This is a genomic window from Flavobacterium mekongense (genome assembly GCF_047038255.1).
In the GTDB taxonomy this organism is placed as follows: Bacteria; Bacteroidota; Bacteroidia; order Flavobacteriales; family Flavobacteriaceae; genus Flavobacterium; species Flavobacterium mekongense.
On the sequence record NZ_CP174374.1, the window covers coordinates 904,337 to 923,857 of the forward strand.

General features: G+C 40.6%; 14 protein-coding genes and 1 tRNA gene. 3 read left to right on the plus strand and 12 right to left on the minus strand.

The window, feature by feature from the left end; genetic code table 11:
* The first annotated feature begins 89 nt into the window (after positions 1–89).
* On the plus strand, positions 90–4,289 hold the full coding sequence (locus ACJG85_RS03820; RefSeq protein ID WP_412476966.1) for a choice-of-anchor D domain-containing protein: 4,200 nt from the start codon (positions 90–92) through the stop codon (positions 4,287–4,289).
* Positions 4,290–4,298: 9 nt separating this feature from the next.
* On the opposite strand, the gene ACJG85_RS03825 is transcribed toward ACJG85_RS03820, so the two are convergent.
* The 3 genes from ACJG85_RS03825 to ACJG85_RS03835 form a co-directional block, all read right to left on the minus strand.
* Positions 4,299–5,171 (minus strand): cupin-like domain-containing protein, encoded by an 873-nt coding sequence (locus ACJG85_RS03825; protein ID WP_409675707.1) that lies wholly within the window; start codon positions 5,169–5,171, stop codon positions 4,299–4,301.
* A 101-nt stretch (positions 5,172–5,272) separates the two neighbouring features.
* Positions 5,273–6,358 carry a biotin synthase BioB gene (gene bioB, locus ACJG85_RS03830; RefSeq protein ID WP_409675710.1) on the minus strand — a complete coding sequence of 362 codons (1,086 nt, stop codon included), beginning with the start codon at positions 6,356–6,358 and terminating at the stop codon, positions 5,273–5,275.
* A 156-nt stretch (positions 6,359–6,514) separates the two neighbouring features.
* Positions 6,515–7,447 carry a bifunctional riboflavin kinase/FAD synthetase gene (locus ACJG85_RS03835; RefSeq protein ID WP_409675713.1) on the minus strand — a complete coding sequence of 311 codons (933 nt, stop codon included), beginning with the start codon at positions 7,445–7,447 and terminating at the stop codon, positions 6,515–6,517.
* Between the two features lie 216 nt (positions 7,448–7,663).
* Between ACJG85_RS03835 and ACJG85_RS03840 the strand changes: the two genes are divergently transcribed.
* The gene (locus ACJG85_RS03840; protein WP_412476967.1) at positions 7,664–10,327 is read left to right on the plus strand and encodes a reprolysin-like metallopeptidase; all 2,664 of its coding nucleotides are present in this window, start codon (positions 7,664–7,666) and stop codon (positions 10,325–10,327) included.
* A 47-nt stretch (positions 10,328–10,374) separates the two neighbouring features.
* Here the strand turns inward: ACJG85_RS03840 and pth are convergent, their stop codons facing one another.
* The 3 genes from pth to ACJG85_RS03855 all read right to left on the minus strand — a co-directional run bounded on the left by pth (position 10,375) and on the right by ACJG85_RS03855 (position 13,029).
* A complete protein-coding gene (gene pth / locus ACJG85_RS03845; protein ID WP_409675719.1) occupies positions 10,375–10,995 on the minus strand; it encodes an aminoacyl-tRNA hydrolase in 621 nt (206 codons plus the stop codon).
* 198 nt (positions 10,996–11,193) lie between these two features.
* Positions 11,194–11,802 carry a 50S ribosomal protein L25/general stress protein Ctc gene (locus ACJG85_RS03850; RefSeq protein ID WP_409675722.1) on the minus strand — a complete coding sequence of 203 codons (609 nt, stop codon included), beginning with the start codon at positions 11,800–11,802 and terminating at the stop codon, positions 11,194–11,196.
* 285 nt (positions 11,803–12,087) lie between these two features.
* Positions 12,088–13,029 (minus strand): ribose-phosphate pyrophosphokinase, encoded by a 942-nt coding sequence (locus tag ACJG85_RS03855; protein ID WP_412464905.1) that lies wholly within the window; start codon positions 13,027–13,029, stop codon positions 12,088–12,090.
* 293 nt (positions 13,030–13,322) lie between these two features.
* Here ACJG85_RS03855 and ACJG85_RS03860 point away from each other — a divergent pair.
* Positions 13,323–13,402, plus strand: a tRNA-Leu gene (locus ACJG85_RS03860).
* 41 nt (positions 13,403–13,443) lie between these two features.
* Here ACJG85_RS03860 and mgtE read toward each other — a convergent pair.
* The 6 genes from mgtE to serS form a co-directional block, all read right to left on the minus strand.
* A complete protein-coding gene (gene mgtE, locus ACJG85_RS03865; protein WP_409675728.1) occupies positions 13,444–14,796 on the minus strand; it encodes a magnesium transporter in 1,353 nt (450 codons plus the stop codon).
* Complete coding sequence (gene rsmA / locus ACJG85_RS03870) at positions 14,786–15,565, minus strand: 16S rRNA (adenine(1518)-N(6)/adenine(1519)-N(6))-dimethyltransferase RsmA (protein WP_412476968.1); 780 nt, start codon at positions 15,563–15,565, stop codon at positions 14,786–14,788. Before rsmA ends, mgtE begins: the two co-directional genes overlap by 11 nt.
* A gap of 41 nt (positions 15,566–15,606) precedes the next feature.
* The gene (locus tag ACJG85_RS03875) at positions 15,607–15,909 is read right to left on the minus strand and encodes a GIY-YIG nuclease family protein (protein WP_324689270.1); all 303 of its coding nucleotides are present in this window, start codon (positions 15,907–15,909) and stop codon (positions 15,607–15,609) included.
* A 54-nt stretch (positions 15,910–15,963) separates the two neighbouring features.
* Complete coding sequence (locus tag ACJG85_RS03880) at positions 15,964–16,275, minus strand: DUF4286 family protein (protein ID WP_412464906.1); 312 nt, start codon at positions 16,273–16,275, stop codon at positions 15,964–15,966.
* Between the two features lie 57 nt (positions 16,276–16,332).
* Positions 16,333–18,111: a tetratricopeptide repeat protein gene (locus ACJG85_RS03885; protein ID WP_412476969.1), complete on the minus strand. Its 1,779-nt coding sequence runs from the start codon at positions 18,109–18,111 to the stop codon at positions 16,333–16,335.
* 79 nt (positions 18,112–18,190) lie between these two features.
* Positions 18,191–19,462 carry a serine--tRNA ligase gene (serS, locus tag ACJG85_RS03890; protein ID WP_412476970.1) on the minus strand — a complete coding sequence of 424 codons (1,272 nt, stop codon included), beginning with the start codon at positions 19,460–19,462 and terminating at the stop codon, positions 18,191–18,193.
* Positions 19,463–19,521: the final 59 nt, after the last annotated feature.

Genomic DNA, 19,521 nt, shown 5'->3' on the forward strand with positions numbered 1-19,521 from the left:
AGTAAAACAATAAATTTACAGATAAAAATTGTTGTAATAAGTTGAAAATGTTTATTTTGTGAATCTATTTAAAGCGATACAACTAACGAATGAGTACAACAATACGGATTTCAAAGAATGGCCAAGCAAGAGTTTTTCTGTTCTTGTTGTTGATTTTACCGGTATTCATTTTTGGACAAGTCTCCATCACTAATGCTGCACCTTCTGTTTTACTCAATTTTTCCAATACCATGCCCACAACTGCCGGAACTAATCCAAGTACGGCTTATACCGGAGCAGGTTTTTCTCCCAATCCTACAGTAGCAGGAAGACTGAATTCCAATGCTTGGGACATCAAAGGTTTCAGTTTTGGAACTTTAGGATTTGGAGGCACTCAAACAGTAGATGCTTTTGGTAGGGGTTCGGTTACCGGTGCGGTTGTTAGTCACGGAATTTATGCATTTACCGAGTTGCCGGGTTCTGTAGCCAATCCCGCATTAATGGTTCAACCTTCAGGAACGGAGTTTTCTCCCGGTTCTATTACCCTCAGAATAAAAAACAACGGCTCCAGTAGTATCACCCAACTTCAGGTAGATTATAACTTGTTTGTTCGCAATGACGGAAACAAATCGAGTACTTTTAATTTTTCACATTCTGCGGATAACATCGTTTTTCAAGACGAAGCACTCTTGGACTATGCTTCTCCGGAGACGGCTGATGCCTTAGAATGGGTTAGTATAGGATTGTCGCCTTCACGCTCAATTATTATCACAGGGTTGAATATTCCGCCGGGAGCATTGTATTACTTAAGATGGAGTAGTGAGGAAATAAGTGGTACAGGTAGCAGCGATGAGTTTGGTTTGGATGATATCAGAGTAATAGGAACTTATGGAACACCGGCTCCTGAGATTAATGTGACTTGTTTTGCTACAACCATTCTTCACAACGATACCACACCGAGTATAGTGGACGGAACTCAGTTCTCGAGTGCAGCTTCACCAACGTCAACTTTAAATACTACTGTTTCACGAACTTTTGAAATTCAAAATTTAGGAGGCGCTACTTTAACCACCGGTACGGTTACCATTACAGGTTTGCATCCGGGAGATTTTACCATTTTACCGGCAGGAACAGATCCGGCCGGAGCCATAGATCCGGTTTCAGGGGGTATTATAAGTTTCAAACAACTCACAATAGTTTTTGATCCGAGCGCAGCCGGACTCAGGAGAGCTATAGTAAATATAGTTAGCGACGATGCTAATGAAAACCCTTATGTTTTCCACATACAAGGATATGGTTTTGATCCGGTACCCGAGATTGACATGGTAGGGCATACCGGAGGAACAGGAACCATTATTGATGGTAGTTTGATACCGTCTTTAGGGAATAATACTTTGTTTGATCCACAAACCATTGGGGTTACCACACAAACCAAGGACTTCAGAATCAGAAATACAGGAACCTTTACCTTGCAGTTAACCGACCCGAGTCCGTATGTAACCATTAGCGGTGCCAATCCCGGGGATTTTACTTTGGTTACTACACCTACTTCAGGGTTGATTATTCCGGGTTCTTTCAGGACTTTCTCGATTAATTTTAACCCAACAGCTCCCGGAATCAGGACGGCTATAGTATCTATTGCTAATAACGATAGTAATGAAAACCCTTATAACTTTTTGATTCAAGGTACCGGAATTACGCCTGAAGCCGATATATTCGGTAACGGACAGCCTATTGCCAGTGGCAGTACTATACCGACTTTTGTGAACGATACGTTTTTTGATTATATCAATGTAACTTCAGGGACAATAGACAGGGTATTTACCATACAAAACAGCGGGACAGCAGTTCTGAATATCGGAGCCATAACCATTTCGGGTGCAGCAGCTTCCGATTATACCGTTATCTCATTGCCTACAAGTCCATTAGCTGTTGGAGATATGACTACATTTGCCATCAGATTTGACCCTTCGGCTATTGGAATAAGAAATGCAATGGTAAGCATTGTAAACAATGACCTTAATGAAAACCCCTATACTTTTGCCATCAGCGGTTATGGTTTGAATTATACCGGTTGTGATTTTGGAGCGAGAGAAACCATTGCCATACAAGATTTTGAAACCACACCGGCAACACCTACCTGGGGATATACTTTAACAGGTGCTTCAGCCTCATTAACTACCGGAGTTGGTTTTGCTGTATCCGGTGATAGTGGTTTAACCAATCGTTTTTTAGGCGCTTCTGCGTTACAAACTGCCGGAGGAACAGGAGTTCTGACCATGTCTAATATCAACACTACAACCTTTAGTGATGTGGAATTGAATATCAGATTGGCAGCTTTTTCTTCAGTGGTTTCTAACGGAATGGACAATACCGATAGAGTGGTGGTTGCCGTAAGCACTAACAATGGCGCTACTTGGTCAAATGAAGTTCAGGTACAAGGATTAACCAATTCGGTTTGGGATTATACTGCCGGTATCGGAACAGCTAGTAAAAATTATACCGGTTTTAATGCCGCTACTATATTCGCCCCTACTTTAGCACCGTCAACTATCAATTACCAAACAACTGAAGGTTATAGCACTATAGTATTGTCCAATCTTCCTAAAGTGGCAAACTTATCAGTAAGAATTACATTGGTAACCAATTCAGCTCAAGAGATTTGGACGGTAGATAACGTAACCTTATTTGGCAGAAAGGAGTTAACCTCAACTTGGGATGGTACATCATGGAGCAATGGTCAGCCTACTTCCGGAATAAAAGCGATTTTAGATGCCGATTACAATACCGGAACGCACGGAAATTTATTGGGGTGTAAATGCCAAATCAACTCGGGAAAAACTTTAACCATTGATCCTGCTACTTACGCCATCATTGAGAGTGATTTAGAAAGTAGTGGTACTATTTTAATTGAAAGTTCAGGTAGTTTGGTACAACGAAATGACTTTGCGGTAAATTCGGGTAACCTAACCGTAAGAAGAACAACCTCACCGATGAAACTCTATGACTATACTTATTGGTCTTCACCGGTGGGCGGGCAAACCCTAACCGGTTTGTCACCTCAAACCTCACCGGATCGTTTTTATGCCTTTAACCCAACCACCGGGAATTGGCAATATACTATAGGGTCTACTGTAATGTCTCCGGGGAAAGGATACATCATTCGTTCACCGGAATCATTCACGGCTACCCCAACTACTTATGATGGTCAGTTTTACGGAAGCAACAATAATGGATTTATCCAAACACCTATTGCGGTAGGAACCAGTACCTGGAACTTGATTGGGAATCCGTATGCTTCAGCTATAGATGCAGATTTGTTTTTGAGCTTTTCTTCAAACGTAGGTTTGATTGGTGGGACAATTTATTTGTGGACTCATAATACGGCTTTTGCCAACAACGTATATGCTGCCAATGATTATGCAGTTTATAATTTATTAGGCGGAATAGGAACAGCGGCAGCTAACATTGGGGTTAATAATACGGTCCCTTCCGGAAAAATAGCTTCCGGACAAGGTTTCTTTGTACAAGGCTTGGCCAACGGAAATGCCACGTTCAACAACACTATGAGGGTAGCAGGAAACAATGAAGAGTTTTTCCGAAACCAAAATGCGGTTGAGTCGGGGAGTGGCTTGGAACGCAGTCGTGTTTGGCTTAATCTGACCAATACACAAGGAGCATTCAAGCAAACTTTGATTGGGTATATTCAAAATGCTACCAATGAAATCGACAGAGATTTTGACGGGACTACTTTGAATGCAGGGAATGTCATCAACTTCTATTCGCTTTGTCAAAACCAATCTTTAGCCATACAAGGAAGGGCTTTACCGTTTGACGAAAATGACAGCATTCCTTTAGGGTATACCTCAAATTTGGCAGGACAATTTACCATCAGTTTAGAAAATTTCGACGGTATATTTGCCAATATGCAAGGGGTTTATTTAGAAGATACCTTGCTCAACACCATACAAAATTTAAAAACGGCGTCTTATACCTTTACAACACAAACCGGTACTTTTAATACCCGATTCATATTGCGTTTCACCAACCAAACATTAGGGAATTCCGATTTTTCCGAGGGTGTTGATTGGGTGATGTCTTCACAAAACCAACAGCTGACTTTGTTCAGCGCTCGCGAAAATATAGTTTCGGTAACGGTATACGACCTGTTAGGCAGAAGCTTATTATCTGTTAAAGATATTCATCGAACTACTTATCAAACAGCACCTATTCGTAGCCAACAAACGTTAATTGTTAAGGTTACTTTTGAAAATGGTGTCACTGAATCCAGAAAGGTTATAGTACAATAAAAAGCAGCTTTAGGCTGCTTTTTTTATGTTTCTGTTGGTGTTAATAATGGCTTGTTCGTTTTTGTAATCAATCCATTTTTGTCCTTTCCATCGGCGCATCAGATTGTCAAAATGACGCATGATGAATACGTTATAAGCGGCTTTAGACAAATTGCCTAAACTTCGAGGGAATGCTCTTAAACTCATGGAAAATCCCGGAGTGACATATTTCATATAATGCCAATAACCCTCAGGCATATAAAGCATTTCACCATGCTTTAAATCGGTGACCAAGCCATGCGCTTTTTGCAGTGCCGGCCATTGGTTAAAATCAGGATTGTCAAAATCGATATCTTCTCTTGAAATCAGTGCATGTGGTACTTTATACAAATAAGGCGTTTGATCGGGAGCAAAAAGAATACAACGCTTTTTACCATGAAAATGAAAGTGTAAAATATTGGAATAGTCTATATCGAAGTGCATAAACACTTTAGAGTTTTCTCCGCCAAAAAAGAGCATCGGTAGTTGTTTGACCAATCGTAAACCTATATCAGGCCACTTGAAATCGTTTTTTAAGACAGGCACTTCTTTCATTAAATTGTACAAGAAAATACGATAATTGGTCGGTTTGGCATTCAACAAGTCGATGTAATCACTCATTTTCATTTGGGCGTGGGCTTCATTGAAACCATCTTTGTGAGAAACCGGGCGGTCATCATAAAGCGGAACGGTCTTCTCTCCGGCTACATTTTTAATGTATTCCAAATTCCATTTTTCATAGGCCGGCCAATCAGCAGTTAGCTGTTCGACCACTACCGGTTTTTGTTTTTTTACATACAAGTTGTAAAAATCCTCTTTTGAAATCGTTTTTACGCGTTCAATTTCTGTAAGTGTTAAAGACATAGACTGTTCAAGTAAAAGATAAAAAAAACTCCCGGCTAAAAATACCGAGAGCAAAGTTATGAAAAGGTTTATAAAATATAAATCTTTAGGATTATGTTAACTTATTTTCCTTTAGTTGAAGCCTCTAAGTTGCGTTCGATTACGTGGCCCGGACGCGACCATTTTGGTTTTTCTCCCAAAGGTTTGTATTGAGAATCTTCGGCTTCTACTGTTTTAGGTTGCATGATTTTGATGAAGGGTTTTTGAGGTTGTAATCCTAACATTTCAAACATTTTCATGTCTTCATTTACATCCGGATTCGGAGTGGTTAATAATTTGTCTCCGGCAAAAATAGAATTTGCTCCGGCAAAGAAACACATCGCTTGACCTTCGCGAGACATTTCAGTTCTTCCGGCAGACAAACGCACTTGGGTTTCCGGCATTACTATACGGGTAGTGGCTACCATACGAATCATTTCCCAAATTTCAACCGGTTTTTCGTTTTCCATTGGGGTACCTTCAACCGCTACTAAAGCATTAATCGGCACCGACTCCGGTTGTGGGTTTAAAGTAGACAGGGCTACTAACATTCCGGCTCTGTCTTCTATACTTTCTCCCATTCCGATGATGCCGCCGCTACAAACGGTAACATTGGTTTTACGAACATTTTCTATGGTTTGCAAACGGTCTTCAAAACCGCGGGTTGAAATCACTTCTTTATAATAATCTTCAGAGGTGTCTAAGTTGTGGTTGTAGGCATACAAGCCGGCTTCTGCCAAACGCTTGGCTTGGTTTTCGGTTAGCATTCCCAAGGTACAACATACTTCCATATCGAGTTTGTTGATGGTTCTAACCATTTCCAAAACCTGATCAAATTCTTCGCCGTCTTTTACGTTACGCCAAGCTGCGCCCATACAAACCCTGGAAGAACCATTGGATTTGGCTCTTAAAGCTTGTGCTTTAACTTGGCTTACCGTCATCAAATCGTTACCTTCAATATTGGTATGGTAACGCGCTGCTTGAGGACAATAACCACAATCTTCAGGGCAACCACCGGTTTTGATGGAAAGTAAAGTGGAAACTTGTACCACATTTGGGTCGTGATGTTCTCTGTGGACAGAGGCAGCTTCGTAAAGCAAGTCCATCAAAGGTTTATTGTATATAGCGATAATTTCTTCTTTAGTCCAATTGTGTTTGGTAATACTCATAGGTGCTAATTTATATTGCACCAAAAGTAGGCAATTTGTCTTTAAGTTACAATTTTGCTTCCAACAAAAGGACGGAATTAATTTGGTTAACTGTATGGAACCTTCTTGGTTTTGATTGGTCAACAAGAGTCCCGAAAAGCAACAATAATTTTAGGGTTATTTTATGGATTCCAAGAAAGAAATGGTGTCACTTTTGTCTTTGAGTAACTGAGATTTCAAAGCGTCGAGCGATGGGAATTTTTGCTCGTTTCTTAAGCGTTTTAAAAGGGAAACACTGAGGATTTGACCGTAAAGCTCTTGATGGAAATCCAACAAATGAACTTCAATAGTTTGGGTTGTGCCGTCTACGGTTGGTCGGTTGCCGATGTTCATCATGCCGAAAACCGTTTGACCCTGAATGTCAGTTTGTACCACATAAACCCCGTTTTGCGGAATAAGTTTATAGTCTTCTTTGATTAAAAGGTTGGCTGTCGGGTAGCCTATGGTTCTACCCAATTGTTGACCTTTGACCACTTCACCGGTTAGAGAATAAGCATAGCCTAAGAAGTTGTTGGCCAGTGTAATGTTGCCTTCATTGAGCGCCGTTCTGATTTTGGTGGAACTGATAGAAACATCGTTGAGTTCTTCTGCTGAAATTTGAGCCACTTCAAAGCCGTAAGTTTCCCCAAAAGCAATCAGGTCGTTAATGTCGGCCGTTCTGTTTCTCCCAAAACGGTGGTCATAGCCTATAATGATTTTTTTCAACTGAAAAGTATCCACCAAAACTTCTTTAACAAATTCCTCAGCAGTCATTCGGGAAAAGGTTTTGTCAAAGGGATGAATCACCAAATGATCAACGCCCAAGCGCTCCAAAAGCTTGGTTTTTTCTTCAATGGTATTGAGCTGTTTCATCTCGGTTCCTTCCTGCAAAACCATTCTGGGATGCGGAAAAAAAGTCAACACCAAACTATCACATTGATTTTCTATGGCTGCAGCAGTGATTTGGGCTATTATTTTTTGATGCCCCAAATGCACACCATCAAACGTACCTATGGTAACTATGGTAGGTTTTTCGGCTCTAAAAGATGGTATGGAGTGGATTATTTTCAACTGTACATTAAAGATATTGGCGCAAAAATAAGTTTTACAAACCAATTATGATAATTTTCTCGTAGATAATAGTAGTAAATGAAGAACTACAATTATTAAGTCAATTTATGATGAGTTTGTTAAAAATGGGAGTTAAAAGACGCAAAATCGTCACTAATCTTTGTAAATTGTTGAAAGATAACTATATTTGGCAACGTTTTATTTAACCAATCCACAATGAAAAGAATTTTACTTTTAGTAATTTTTATCGCCTCAATGTCAGGGGTTTCCGCTCAAAGAAACAATCCTTGGCAAGTATTGAGCAGTGATAAAGTAATTACCGCAGAAAAAATCAGAGAAACTACTTACTCTGCTAATCAGAAATTGTTGCTATTTAATGCTGAACAATTCAAACAAACATTAGTCAATGTTGCTGAAAGAGCTTCAGGACAAGCCGGTGTTGAAATCCAATTGCCAAATACTCAAGGAAAGTTTGAGTCTTTCTTGATTTGGGAATCTTCTAACTTTGCTCCTGAATTACAAGCTCAGTTTCCTGAAATCAGAGCTTATGTTGGAAAAGGAGTTACTGATCCAACAGCATTACTGAACTTAAGTTTCTCTCCGCAAGGAATTCAAACTATGGTTTTCAGAGCCGACAATGGGTCTGAGTTTATTGAGCCTTTTACCAAAGACCGTTCGGTTTATGTGGTTTTCGACTCAAAAACCAGAACTAAATCGTCTTTGCCTTTTGTTTGTTCAACAGAAGATGTGGCTATGGCTAACGGATTGCGTCAAGGAATCAACAACCAAGTACAATCGAATGACCAAGTGTACAGAACTATGCGTTTGGCTTTGTCTTGTACAGGTGAATACGGAACTTATCACGGAGGGGCTGCCGGAGCTTTAGCTGCCATGAACGCTACCATGACCCGTTGTAACGGTGTTTTTGAAAGAGATTTGGCTGTAAAATTGATCATAATTGCGAACAATACAGCTGTAATTTACACTAATGGCGGTACTGATCCTTACAGCAACATGGGAGGTTGGAGTTCCGAACTGCAAAATACTTTGACCAGTGTAATCGGGGAGTCTAATTATGATATTGGCCATTTATTTGGGTCTACCGGAGGCGGAGGGTTTGCAGGTTGCATCGGCTGTGTTTGTGTAAACGGTGTTAAGGGAAGTGGTTATACTTCACCATCCGATGGGGTGCCAATGGGAGATACTTTTGATATTGACTATGTAGCGCACGAAATGGGTCACCAAATGGGAGCCAACCACACCTTTACCCATACTACAGAAAACAATGCTGTAAACGTTGAGCCGGGAAGCGGATCTACCATCATGGCTTATGCCGGTATTGGCGGAGGCGGTACAGACATGCAAAGCAATTCCAATGATTATTATACTTACAGAAGTATTTTGCAAATTCAAACCAATTTATCGGGTAAAACTTGTCCTATATCAACTAACATCGCGGCAACTAACCCAAGACCAACCGTGTCCGCTGGAGCCAACTATGTAATTCCTATCAGTACAGCTTTCAAATTAACAGGTACAGCATCTGATACGCCGGGTCAAAATTTAACCTATTGCTGGGAACAAAATGATGATGCCACCACAGTGGGCGGAACATCAACCTTCCCTTCGCCAACCAAAACAAACGGTCCTAACTGGAGATCCAGAGTGCCAAGTGCTTCACCGGTACGATTTATGCCACCATTCCAAAATGTGCTGAATGGTGAATTGGTGACAACTTGGGAAACCACATCATCAGTAGCCAGAACTTTAAACTTCTCCCTTACCGTAAGAGATAATGTAGCTGGTGGCGGACAAACCAATACTGGCCTTATGACTGTTACGGTGTTTAACGGTGGTGCACCTTTTGCCATTACCAATCCAAATGTAGATAACGTTTCATGGAATCCTGGGTCCACACAAACCGTTACCTGGAATGTGGCCGGTACTACCGGTAACGGGATCAATACCGCCAACGTAAATATTTTGTTTTCTACCGATGGTGGTGCCACTTTTACGACATTGGTTTCAAATACGCCAAACGACGGTACTCAAGCGATTACATTGCCTACTACACCGGCGCCAAACTGTAGAATTATGATTGAAGCGGTTGGGAATATTTTCTATGCCGTATCTAAAAACATTGCTTTAGGGTATACTTTTACATCAACTTGTAATACTTATTCTAACAACACTGCGCTATCTATTCCTGATGGAACTGGAGCTAATCTTCCGGGGGCTACAGTACAAAAAACAATCAATGTAACAAATACAGGAACCATTACAGATGTGAATGTTACTGTAGCGGGTACTCATACTTATTTCTGGGATTTGATTGTAGCGATGAACCATCCCGACGGAACACAAGTTGGCTTGTTGAACAGAAATTGTAATCAAGTTACCACCGGATTCAACGTTTTATTTAACGATGCTTCTCCGGCCATTGTTTGTGCAGCTAACTTAACAGGAACATTTGCTCCTGCTTCAGCCTTGTCAGCTTACAACGGAAAACCAATGAACGGTACTTGGTCATTATTAGCTAATGACAACTATAATGGGGATACAGGTTCTATAGGAAACTGGTCAATCGAGATTTGTTCGACTACTGCAACGTTGAGTACTCCAGAGAATGCTTTAACAGATTTCAGAATCTTCCCTAACCCGAACAACGGTAACTTTACCTTGCAGTTTTCTAACGCAGCTGCTTCAGATATTGAAGTATCTGTTTTTGATATGAGAGGAAGAAAAATATTTGAAAACAGCTACAGCAATGAAGGGGCTTTCAATGAGAATATACAATTAAGCAACGCGCAAACCGGAATCTATTTGGTTTCTGTTTCCGACGGGGTAAACAAAATTGTTAAGCGAATTGCCGTAGAGTAAACTACGCTAAACTCATAAAAAAAGGGAGCCTAATCAGGTTCCCTTTTTTATTTTCCGTTAAAACTATTCATGGTGTTGTTTAAGCCGGCTAAAGCAAATGATTCTATGATTTGCTTGGCTACTTCGTAGCGCTCCGGTAGTTTGGCTTTTTCTTCTTCATTCCATTCGCCCAACACATAGTCTACTTGTTGGCCTTTTTTAAACTGGTCGCTGATGCCGAAACGAAAGCGCGGATATTCGGTAGTGTTCAGCAGCAATTGGATGTTTTTTAATCCATTATGACCGCCATCGCTGCCTTTGCCTTTGATGCGGATTGTGCCGAAAGGCAGGTTTAAGTCGTCAGTAATTACCAATACATTTTCTTTAGGAATGTTTTCTTTCTCCATCCAATAATGCACGGCTTTCCCGCTGAGGTTCATATAAGTATTAGGCTTAAGTAAAATCAGTTTTCTGCCTTTAACGCTGTACTCGGCTATAGCACCCAATTTGGCGGTTTCAAATGACAAGCCTTGCTGTTGGGCTACAAAGTCTACAATTTTAAAACCAATATTGTGACGGGTATTTACATATTCAGCCCCGATATTTCCTAAACCAACGATAAGGTATTTTTTCATATTTGTATTGTGCTCCTTGGGTTTACCGGCAAAGAGTTTAGTTAACCATTTCATGGGAGCAAAATTAAACTAATTTATCGCTTTCGTTGCTTGAGTAATGTGAATTTTTTAGCCACGAATTACACTAATTTCCACGAATTTAATTTGTGCTAATTTGTGTAATTCGTAGCAAAGAACAGCGATTTTACATGCGCTTCTAAATAAAAAAAGCCCCGTTTTTCAACGAGGCTTTCAATATAACTTGGAAATAAATTATTTTTTCTTTCCTTTTGCCGGAGCTTTGGCTGCTTTGGCTGCTTCTTGAGCGGCTTTCATAGCGGCACGTGAAATCTTCACTTGACAAACCACAGTGTTGTCCGGATGCATCAATTTGAAGTTGTTAGTCTCCAATTTGGTAACGTACAATTTGTTACCCATTTGCAATTCAGAGATGTTAGCCTCCACAAAATCAGGAAGATTTTTAGGTAAAGCTTTCACTTTTAATCTTCTTTGGTTCAAACGCAAGTCACCTCCTAATAAAACCCCTGGTGAGGTACCTGTAATTTTCACAGGAACTTCCATGATGATTTCTTTGTTGTCATTCAACTGGAAGAAATCAATGTGTAAAATTTTGTCAGTCACCGGGTGGAACTGAATGTCTTGAAGGATAACATTGGTAGTTTTTCCGTTCAAATCAACTACAACAGTGTGTGCGTTTGGAGTGTAAACCAATCCTTTAAATGCTTTGTCTTCTGCTGCAAAATGTACTGGTTGTTCTCCTCCGTAAATAACGCAAGGGACCATTCCAGCATCACGTAAGGCCTTAGTAGCTTTTTTGCCTACGCTTTCTCTTTCTTGTCCTTTAATCGTAATCGATTTCATTGTAAAAATATATAGTTAATAAATAAAAAATTCATTGTCGGTTATCGGTTGTCAGTTGTCGGACTTTCCGATAATCATTTAGCTTCGCTCCGTTCGCCTTTTGGGCTCGGGTGGGCGTTTCCCTTCGGGTCAGGCTTTCCGCAGTACAAGGTACTTGCTCCAATCCTTAACGCAATCTTCTGCTAAACTTCAAAATTATTTATTCAAAGTTTTTGCCTTTCTCGGCCAACCCGCCGCCTTGCCCCTTCACTAAAACAGTCCACAGGACTGTTTCTTAACGCTCGGTCACATTAAAAATTTTCCACTGATGGAATTGTTGTGTTGCACCATGTGCATTACTTCGGCGAAGAGCGGTGCACAACTCACCACCTTTATTTTGTTCGATTCCTTCTTCAATGGAATAGAATCGGTGACAATCAATTCTGATAACTTAGACTGCTCAATTTTTTCATACGCTTCTCCTGAAAGTATAGCGTGGGTACAAATCGCTCTAACACTCAAAGCGCCTTTTTCTATCATCAAATCGGCTGCTTTGGCTAAGGTGCCTCCGGTGTCGATCATGTCGTCTACCAAAATCACATTTCTGCCTTTGACCTCTCCAATCAACTCCATGGTGTCAATTACATTAGCCGCTTTGCGTTGCTTGTAACAAATCACCACATCCGATTCTAAGAATTTAGAATAGGCATAGGCTCTTTTAGAACCGCCCATATCGGGTGAAGCAATTGTTAGGTTGTCCAACTGCAAGCTTTTTACATACGGTAAAAAGATAGTCGAAGCAAACAAATGATCTACCGGTTTTTCAAAGAAACCCTGAATTTGATCAGCATGTAAATCCATCGTCATGATGCGGGTAGCACCGGCAGTTTCCAATAATTTGGCCACTAACTTGGCGCCAATCGGCACACGAGGTTTGTCTTTACGGTCTTGTCTGGCCCATCCAAAGTACGGAATTACCGGAGTAATGTGTCGGGCTGAAGCGCGCTTAGCGGCATCAATCATCAACAACAGCTCCATTAAATTGTCGGCACTCGGAAAAGTAGAGCAAACAATAAAAACGCGTAATCCTCTTATGGATTCTTCAAACGAAGGCTGAAACTCGCCATCACTATATTTTGAGAACGTAACTTTACCCAGCGGCACACCATAGTTTTTAGCTATTTGTTCGGCCAAGTAGACGCTTTGGGAACAGGCAAATATCTTTGCTTCGGGTTCTAAATGCGACATTGTAATTTGTTGTTTAGTTCCGATAAGTTACCGCTTTTTTGCTGTGGGCTATCCCAAAAGCCGGTAAGCATAAACCTCTCGGATGTAGTTAGTTAGTTGTGTGTTGCTGTAACGCGGTGCAAATTTAGAAATTAAATCCGAGTCTGAAAGCATTTTTTTGTCTATTTTTTTGAGGATATGTGAAAAAATTATTTACATTTGCACCCACAAAACACCAAAAGTCTATTGCCCGGATGGCATAACTTTAATTAATTTTTTTAAAAATTAACTAAATTTCATCCGAATTTGGAAATGCCCGGATGGCGGAATTGGTAGACGCGCACGACTCAAACTCGTGTTCTTAGGAGTGTGGGTTCGATTCCCACTCCGGGTACTAAAAGAAAACCTCTCAATACTTGAGAGGTTTTTTTTATTTTAAAATCCAAGGATTAATTTCGCAATCGAAAAGTAAATCAATATCCCGCAAATGTCATTGCTGGTCGTAATGAATGGCCCGGTGGCTAAAGCCGGATCGATGCCGAATTTGTTGAGTAACAAAGGAATTGAAGTCCCGATTAGGGAGGCAATGATAATTACAGAAACCAAAGCTACTGTAACAATTAGTCCGATAGTGGTTTCTACACCCAATAAAAAGTGACTGCCCAGGAATAAGATGGAGGCCAAGATTACACCGTTCAACAAACTCAACGAAATCTCTTTCAGCAAACGGTTAAAGATAGACCCGCTGATAGATTGATTGGCCAAACCTTGTACAATAATAGCAGAAGATTGTACCCCAACATTTCCGGCCATCGCGGCGATAAGTGGTGTAAAGAAAAATAATTTGTAGTGCTCTTTCATGGCGCCTTCAAAAAGCCCTAACATTTCCACCGAAATAAATCCGCCTAAAAGGGCTAAAACCAACCAAGGCAAGCGCGCTTTGGTAAGTTCAATAATGCTGTCATCGGCCTCTACGTCTTGCGAGATACCCGCTGCCAACTGGTAATCTTTATCGGCTTCATCCTTAATTACATCTACGATATCATCAATGGTAATTCTACCCATCAATCGGCCCATTTCATCCACCACAGGTATGGCTTCCAAGTCGTATTTCTGCATGATACGTGCCACATCCGTATTTGGTGTATCAACGCGAACGTAATCCACTTTTTTGATATACACCTGACTAATTGGTGTTTTGGTGGAAGTGGTTAACAAGTCTTTTAAAGACAAACGCCCTTTCAATCGGTTTTCATCGTCCACTACATAAATCGAGTGTACGCGAGTCACATTTTCCGCCTGGATGCGCATTTCTTTCACACAAGTCAGTACGTTCCAGTTTTCGTTGACTTTCACCAACTCTTTACCCATTAAACCTCCGGCAGTGTCTTCGTCGTAGCGCAACAAATCGACGATGTCTTTGGCGTGCTCGACGTCTTCTAACTCCGAGATTACTTCTTCTTTTTTACTTTGGGAAAGTTCGGCTATAATGTCGGCGGCGTCATCGGTATCTAACTCATCCAACTCTTCGGCAATTTCTTTAGCCGAGAGACCTTGGAGGATTTTTTCGCGCAAATCGTCTTCCAATTCCGGTAAGATTTCCGCGGTAATTTCGCTGTCTAAAATTTTGAAAATATAGGTAGCCTCTGCGATTTCCAATTCTTCGAAAATCTCAGCAATATCAGCATGATGCAGGTCGTTAAGCAAAGCTTCCAACTCCGAGTCTTTTTGGGAGTGGATGAGTTGCTCAATTTGTGCTAAAAGTTCTTTGCTGATTTTAAACTGCATTGGCTTCTATTTTTTGGGTGAGTTCAATAAATTGCTCAACACTGAGTTGTTCCGGACGGAGGTCAAAGATACTATCTTCTTTTAAATTATCCGCCAAATTAAAGGATTTTAGACTATTTCGAAGTGTTTTTCGACGTTGTTGGAACCCGGTTTTTACCACCGAGAAAAATAACTTTTCACTGCAAGGCAAGGTGAAATCGGCTTTTCGGCGTAAACGCAAAACCCCCGATTTTACTTTTGGCGGCGGATTGAAAACATGTTCGTGTACTGTAAATAAATACTCGGCCTCGTAAAAAGCTTGCACCAAAACGGATAAAATACCGTAAGTTTTGCTGCCTTTCTTTTCACAAATGCGTTCGGCGACTTCCTTTTGAAACATGCCGGTGAATTCGGGTACTTGGTGGCGCAACTCCAAACACTTAAAGACAATTTGCGACGAAATATTATAAGGAAAGTTACCGGTAATGGCGAATGCTTTGCCTTGAAACACTTCGTTGATGTTGTACTTTAAAAAGTCTTTAGAAATAATTTTTCCGTGTAATTTAGGATAGTGAGCATTGAGGTAATCCACCGATTCCGTATCGATTTCGATGACGTAAGTGGTGATAGGTTTCTCTAACAGATACTTGGTCAGCACGCCCATACCCGGACCGATTTCCAATACGTTATCGTAGCCTTTTAACCCTAAGGTATCGGCTATGTCTTTGGCAATGCTTTCATCCGTTAGGAAGTGTTGCCCGAGGTGTTTTTTGGCTTTAACTTGGCTCATGGATACTCTTTTGTCATTCCCGCGCAGGCGGGAATCCATTGTTAATTATTCCAATTTTCAGAGAGATCTTTCCAATCTTTATTTTCTCCTTCAATCAAGTTTATTTTCCATTGACGATTCCATTTTTTGAGTTGTTTTTCTCTATCAATGGCATCGTTTATATATTGGAATGTTTCATAATAAACCAACAATTTTACATCATATTTTGCTGTAAAACAGTTTGGGTTTAGCTTTTTTTTGTGTTCATCAATTCTTCTTTCAATACTATTAGTTACGCCAATATATAACGTGCCATTCTTTTTGTTGGCTAAAATATAAACATAGTATTGACGAAAGGACTGCATTCTAGCTGCTTTTATTTGTAGATTCCCGCCTACGCGGGAATGACAAAAACGGGGTTAATGTTCGCTTATCAATTCCAATTCCGTTCTGAATGCCAGCATTTTATCGCCAAATAAACGATGTCCTTCTTCGCGCAAACGGGGCGCATCTTCTTCATAGTAGCGTTCTAAAGTGGCTTTGCTGTCGGTGGTGTACTGAATGGAATAGGTAGTGCCGCCCATTTCTTCTTCTACCAAAACTTTTACCATACGCGCGGCCGAAAATTTTCCGGTGGCTAAGACGTCGTTAATGTGTTTTTCCTGCATCCATTGCATCCATTGGTCGTGCACGCTTTCGTGTATATTGATGGTAACGTTATAGAGTATCATGTGATTATTTGGGAATTAGGATTAAGGAATTAGGATTTAATATTAGTGTTTACTTATTTATAAATTGGTATCACCGCGCAGTTTTCGGTATTTGTTCCTCGAGTCAACAAAATAAATGCTGTCTTCGTGCTTAAAGATGATTTCTTCATATAAAGGCTTGGCTTTTTCGGCATCGTTGAGATTTACATTATAAATCTCAGCCGAGTAGTAGAGTGCTTCATCGCGGTAAATGCAATCTTTGTGGTTGTTTAAGATGTCGGCATAATGGTCCAATGCTTTGGTAAGATCACCCATTTTTTCATAGGTTTTTCCTATGCGAAGTAAGGTCACTGGTTCGATGGTTTCGCCTTTGTGTTCTTTTAAAATGAGTTGGAACTGCGCCAACGCTTCTGTTTTTTTATTTTGATACAACAAAAAGTCGGCTCGAGCTAATTTTTTCAAAGCCACTTGGGTCGAATCTTCTACGGTATTGTCGCTGATGAGTAAAAACAAATCCAAAGCATCGTTGGCAATCAGTTGGGTAGAAGCTGACTTCAGTACTTTCAGTTGGTGCGAAGCCCATTCAAAATCGCCTTTATAGTAGCTCGTTTTGGCGGTTTTGAGTTGCGCTTCCTGTCCGGTAACATCACCGCTCATGTCTTCACTTACTTGTGAATAATAAATTAAGGCTTGGTTGAATTTTTCTTCAAACAACAATATGTCCGCCAATTGCATTTTTAAATCGGCCATTTGGTAGCGATTCACCGGCATTTCCATAGCGTTTTTCAAAATGGTTTTGGCTTTTTCAGGATTGTTCAAGTGGAAAGCGGTAAAATCGGCTTCCAACGCTAACAACTCTAAGGTGTACGGACTCACGCCGAATTCTTTAATTAATTTGTCTAAAGTAGCTGTGATTTCGGGATAATCTTTAGCCGTGGCGCGTTCGATTTTCATGTCCAATAAATAAGAATGTGCTTGTATGAGCAATTCCAAATCGTTGGTATTTTCCAACACAAAAGTCAAGATTTCCGAAGCCGAAGCTTGGTCGTTGTCGCTGATAGCCATTTGAGCCAAATTCACTATGTTGCTGAAAGAATCCGGATTTCTTTTGTAAATCGCTTTTTGTTGGATAAAGGCTTTACCGTATTCTTTTTGTTGGACAAAAAACCAGCTCAAAAAGTCGTTCCAAAATACCTCTTGCGTTTTTTGCGCTCGTAACAACAAGGCTTTTTTTAAACTGTCGTTAAAATTGGCATCGGCGTCTTCGGTCATAAATCGCGACAACTGATTTTGAATGATGGGTAAGTTTTGCGGATTTTGATAGGCTTCCAACAAATAGGTTTCTATCATCAAATCGGGTTCACCTTTTTGCCCGTAAATCATCGCCATTTGAAAATTGAAACTCAATTTCGGATCGGTTTCCAAAGCTGTTTTGTAAGCCAAAAGCGCATAATCAAACAAAGCCTTTCTTTCAAAAATATAGGCGATACCGTAAGCTTCGGGTGCATTTTTTTTGATTTTGTCTATGGCTTGGTCGTAATATTTGTTGGCCTTTTCTTGGTTTTTTTGCAGTTGGTAGTTATACCCTAATTCAACCAGCAGTGTACTTTGGCGGTATTTATCTAAGCGGGCTTGCAGGGCTTTTTCGGCTTTGTCAAATTGTTGCAATTGTTGGTAACATTCCACCACTCTTTGGAAGTAGTTTGTGTTGCCTTGCTGGCTTTTGAGCAATTCTTCATAACTCACCAAAGCCTTTTCAAATTCGCCACGGTCGAAGTAATTGTTCGCCAATTGTTCGTTTTGAGCCTCAGCCCAAACCGACAGGAACAACAACAAAACAGTGAGTAATTTTTTCATGACTACAGTAAAACAACAATGTACTAAAGTAACACTTTTTGTGTTCGTTTAGTACATTGTTTAGGTAAGTTTAACGCAATTAGTTAATGATGTCGAAACCGGTGTACGGTCGCAACACTTCCGGAATAACAATGCCTTCCGGAGTTTGGTAATTTTCTATAATGCCGGCCAAAACGCGTGGCAAAGCCAATGAACTTCCGTTTAAGGTATGCGCTAATTGGGTTTTGCCGTCTTTTCCTTTGAAACGCAATTTCAAACGATTGGCTTGGTAGGTTTCAAAGTTAGACACAGAAGAAATTTCCAACCAACGGTCTTGCGCTGTAGAGAACACTTCAAAGTCGTAAGTCATGGCTGAGGCAAATCCCATATCGCCGCCGCACAAACGTAAAATGCGGTACGGTAATTTTAATTCTTGCAATAGGGTTTTTACGTGTTCAACCATGCCGTCTAAGGCTTCATAGGATTTATCAGGATGTTCTATACGAACAATCTCTACTTTGTCAAATTGGTGCAAACGGTTCAAACCACGAACGTGAGCGCCCCAAGAACCGGCTTCTCTGCGGAAACAAGGCGTGTAACCAGTGGCCAAAATCGGCAGGTCTTTTTCTTGTAAAATTACATCGCGGTAAATGTTGGTTACCGGAACTTCGGCCGTTGGAATCAAGTACAAATCGTCTTTGGCATCGTGGTACATTTGGCCTTCTTTATCCGGCAATTGTCCGGTTCCGTAAGCTGAAGCTTCATTCACCATATGAGGTACTTGAAATTCTTGGTAACCGGCTTCGGTATTTTTATCCAAGAAATAGGAAATCAAAGCACGTTGCAATTTGGCACCTTTACCTTTATAAACAGGAAAACCCGGTGCTGTAATTTTGGTGCCCAATTCGAAATCGATGATGTCGTATTTTTTAATCAAATCCCAGTGTGGTAAAGCACCTTCGTGCAATACCGGAATCTCACCTTCCTGGAACACATTCAAATTGTCGTCGGCCGATTTACCGTGGGGTACTAAATCGGCTGGGGTATTAGGCAACAAGTACATTTTTTGCAACAACTCGTTAGCATAACTGTCTAGTTTCTCTGATAATTCCTTGCTGGTTTCTTTGAGTTGACTCGTTTTTTGTTTCAAAATTTCGGCTTTGGCCTTTTCGCCGTTCTTCATCATTTCGCCTATGGCCGTGGAAAGTTTGTTGGCTTCCGCCAAGGTATTATCGAGCGCTACTTGCGTGTTTCTTCTGTTTTCATCTAATTGGATGACTTCTTGCACGATAGTGGTAGCATCCATATTTCTTTTGGCTAAAGCGGCCAGCACTTTTTCCTTATTTTCTCTGATGTAACTAATTTGTAACATGTCGGTTTTCTTTATAAGCACGCAAATTTAATGAAATGTTTGATAAAACCTTTGGGTTG

What these genes read in the sequence shown, in the direction of transcription:
- ACJG85_RS03820 (WP_412476966.1), top strand. Translation starts at nt 90, where the DNA reads ATGAGTACAACAATACGGATTTCAAAGAATGGCCAAGCAAGAGTTTTT.
- ACJG85_RS03825 (WP_409675707.1), bottom strand. Translation starts at nt 5,171, where the DNA reads ATGTCTTTAACACTTACAGAAATTGAACGCGTAAAAACGATTTCAAAA.
- bioB (WP_409675710.1), bottom strand. Translation starts at nt 6,358, where the DNA reads ATGAGTATTACCAAACACAATTGGACTAAAGAAGAAATTATCGCTATA.
- ACJG85_RS03840 (WP_412476967.1), top strand. Translation starts at nt 7,664, where the DNA reads ATGAAAAGAATTTTACTTTTAGTAATTTTTATCGCCTCAATGTCAGGG.
- pth (WP_409675719.1), bottom strand. Translation starts at nt 10,995, where the DNA reads ATGAAATGGTTAACTAAACTCTTTGCCGGTAAACCCAAGGAGCACAAT.
- ACJG85_RS03850 (WP_409675722.1), bottom strand. Translation starts at nt 11,802, where the DNA reads ATGAAATCGATTACGATTAAAGGACAAGAAAGAGAAAGCGTAGGCAAA.
- ACJG85_RS03855 (WP_412464905.1), bottom strand. Translation starts at nt 13,029, where the DNA reads ATGTCGCATTTAGAACCCGAAGCAAAGATATTTGCCTGTTCCCAAAGC.
- mgtE (WP_409675728.1), bottom strand. Translation starts at nt 14,796, where the DNA reads ATGCAGTTTAAAATCAGCAAAGAACTTTTAGCACAAATTGAGCAACTC.
- rsmA (WP_412476968.1), bottom strand. Translation starts at nt 15,565, where the DNA reads ATGAGCCAAGTTAAAGCCAAAAAACACCTCGGGCAACACTTCCTAACG.
- ACJG85_RS03875 (WP_324689270.1), bottom strand. Translation starts at nt 15,909, where the DNA reads ATGCAGTCCTTTCGTCAATACTATGTTTATATTTTAGCCAACAAAAAG.
- ACJG85_RS03880 (WP_412464906.1), bottom strand. Translation starts at nt 16,275, where the DNA reads ATGATACTCTATAACGTTACCATCAATATACACGAAAGCGTGCACGAC.
- ACJG85_RS03885 (WP_412476969.1), bottom strand. Translation starts at nt 18,111, where the DNA reads ATGAAAAAATTACTCACTGTTTTGTTGTTGTTCCTGTCGGTTTGGGCT.
- serS (WP_412476970.1), bottom strand. Translation starts at nt 19,462, where the DNA reads ATGTTACAAATTAGTTACATCAGAGAAAATAAGGAAAAAGTGCTGGCC.